The following is a 1417-nucleotide window of genomic DNA, read 5'->3' as shown; positions in this document are numbered from 1 at the left end:
AGCACCGCGATGGTCTCGACGCGGGTGTCGAAAGGCCGGTCGCCTCCGGAAGGGTCGCGGAAGCTGTCCGGGGTGCGGCCGGGGCGCAGTTCCACCAGGTCGGCGGTGTCGGCCGCGAGCCGGGTGAAGCCCCACGCCACCCGCTGGTTCGTGCCGGCCACGATGACCGGCAGTCCGGGCACCGTGACGCCTGTGACGGTCCGGTCGCCGACCCGGAGCACCGCCGCGTACCAGAGCGCGGGGACGGTCAGCGCCAGGTGCATGTCGCTGGCGAGCGTCGCCGTCTCGCCGTCGGAGACCGCCCACGCGTTGCTGCCGGTCGCGCGTAGTTCCCTGACCACGAGCCGCGCGGGGTCCCCGTCGCCGGACGCCTCGACCAGCGCGCGTAACTCGGCGAGGGGAAGTTCCGAGCCTACCGGCGGTGCGGGACGGCCGTCGAGGTCGGTCGCGTAGTCGTCGTCGGCGGTGAGGAGGAAGTCCACCACGGCCCTCGGCAAGGTCCGGTCGAGCACCTCGACCATGCGGTGCTCCCCGCCGTCGAACGACAGTTGGTCGAACAGCAGTTGCGCCACGCTGATCGAGTCCAGCGGTCGCCACGGCTCGTCGGCGGGGTCGAGGCCCGCGGAGACGCCGTGGGCGAAGGCCTCGAGCAGCTGCCGCTGGTCCTCGGGGAGCAGCTCCAGACACCGCTCGGCTACCCCGGCGAGGTCGAGGGTCCGGCAGCGCAGGTCGGACGTGACCGCGGCAGGGCCTAGCACCTCCGCGAGACGACCCTGTGCGGTGCGGCGCAACACGTCCAGCTGCCGCCTGCGGTGGCGGGCGACGCTCCACCCGAGCCCGGCGGCGGCGTCGACCCAGGTCGTGGCGTCGATCAGGGGACGGTCGTGGTCATCGAACCGGACCGTCACCGGGCCGTGCACCCCAGGCACCTCGTGGACCGGCCGGCTCACCGGCGCCCCGTGATCTGCGTGCCCGCCACGGGTGCGGCCGGGTCGTCGGCAATGGCTAGCAGCGCTCGCACCGAGCTGTCGAGCACGTCCACGGCCATCGGGACGCCGTCGGCTCCCGTGCGGCGTTCGACGGTCAGCCTGGTGGTGCCGGAATCCGCGACGTTGACCGAGACGGTGAGCGGCGGACCGAGGACCGTGGCGACCAGCGGCTTGCCGACGTCGGCGAGCCGGGTCATGGCGAGCCGCCCCGAGGTGGGCCGGGAGTCGCGCGCGGTGTCCATCGCGACGACCACGTCCACCAGCTCGCCCGCGTCGGCGAACGCGAACTCGGCGAGCGGGTCGGCCAGCAGCACCTCCAGCGGCAGCGCGGCCCAGCGTTGTGCGGCGAGCCACTGCTCGCGGACGGAACGCACGACGGCGAGACCTGTGTCACCCTCGGCAGTGGACACCGCCAGCAGGCCGCTGGT

2 protein-coding genes are annotated in these 1417 nt (G+C 73.8%); both read right to left on the bottom strand.

The features are described 5' to 3' along the window. The coding region (locus AB0G02_RS40260; RefSeq protein WP_360805823.1) for a penicillin acylase family protein at window positions 1-920 on the bottom strand (920 nt) is incomplete at its 3' end. Window positions 921-946: 26 nt separating this feature from the next. Beyond that, the coding region (locus AB0G02_RS40255; protein ID WP_360805820.1) for a hypothetical protein at window positions 947-1417 on the bottom strand (471 nt) is incomplete at its 5' end.

The sequence above is a fragment of the Actinosynnema sp. NPDC023658 genome, from assembly GCF_040639995.1.
GTDB lineage: Bacteria > Actinomycetota > Actinomycetes > Mycobacteriales > Pseudonocardiaceae > Actinosynnema.
This window is presented reverse-complemented; position numbering and strand designations above follow the sequence as displayed.